The organism is Amycolatopsis thailandensis (assembly GCF_002234405.1).
In the GTDB taxonomy this organism is placed as follows: domain Bacteria; phylum Actinomycetota; class Actinomycetes; order Mycobacteriales; family Pseudonocardiaceae; genus Amycolatopsis; species Amycolatopsis thailandensis.
Genome location: NZ_NMQT01000251.1, coordinates 1 through 898 on the forward strand (window position 1 = coordinate 1; position 898 = coordinate 898).

At 68.6% G+C, this 898-nt stretch carries 2 protein-coding genes; one reads left to right on the top strand and one right to left on the bottom strand.

All coding sequences use genetic code 11. The features are described from left to right. Positions 1-9: 9 nt before the first annotated feature. The gene (locus CFP71_RS42035) at positions 10-405 is read right to left on the bottom strand and encodes a hypothetical protein (protein ID WP_093939421.1); all 396 of its coding nucleotides are present in this window, start codon (positions 403-405) and stop codon (positions 10-12) included. A 42-nt stretch (positions 406-447) separates the two neighbouring features. Between CFP71_RS42035 and CFP71_RS42040 the strand changes: the two genes are divergently transcribed. After that, the coding region (locus CFP71_RS42040; protein WP_143267287.1) for a M20/M25/M40 family metallo-hydrolase at positions 448-898 on the top strand (451 nt) is incomplete at its 3' end.

Genomic DNA, 898 nt, shown 5'->3' on the forward strand with positions numbered 1-898 from the left:
TGATCCTCCTCAGCCGCCGACGAGGCTCTTCACGCTGGTCAGCGCGGCCGCCATATCGACAAGCGCCTGGCCGCACTGGCCGCCGGGAGCGGCCTGGTCCTGGCAGTTCGCGGTCCGGAAGACGGAGATCGGCCGGTCGAGCGCTTCGGCACTCGGCACCAGGTCCGGGCGGCGCTTGCGGACGGTGCCCGCGGCGCTGGAGAGTTCGGTCACGTACTTCTGGCAGCCCTTGGGCGATTCGGTCCCCGGCGCCAGGTAGCACTGGTCGGTGCCCAGCGCCTTGAGCTTGATCGGCAGCACGTCCGGCCCCTCGCTGCGCGTGGGTTTCACCGTGACCGGGACCTCGTTCGATCCACAGCCGCTGAGTACCAGGAGAAGGGCGAGCAGGATCGCTTTGGTGCGCACGCCTTCACGGTAGCCCCGAGGCCGCGCCGGTACGGTGCGGGCATGCCTTCGCTCGATCTGCACGCCGACCCCGTCGACCTCACCGCCGCGCTGGTGGACATCTTCAGCGTTTCCGAGGAGGAGAAGGTGATCGCGGACACCGTGCAGGCCGCGTTGGAGACACAGGCGCCGCATCTCGAAGTGATCCGCAACGGCGACGCGGTCCTCGCCCGGACGAACCTCGGCCGTCCGTCGCGGGTGGTGCTGGCGGGGCATCTCGACACGGTTCCGGTGAACGAGAACATGCCCGTCCGCCGTGAGGGGACCGGTGACGACGAGATCCTGCACGGACTCGGCACCGTCGACATGAAGAGCGGCGACGCCGTCTTCCTGCATCTCGCCGCCGCTCTCCGCGAGCCGAGGCATGACATCACCTTCGTGTTCTACGACTGCGAAGAGATCGAAGCGACGAAGAACGGCCTCGGCCGCATCGAACGCGAGCTGCCCGAGTGGC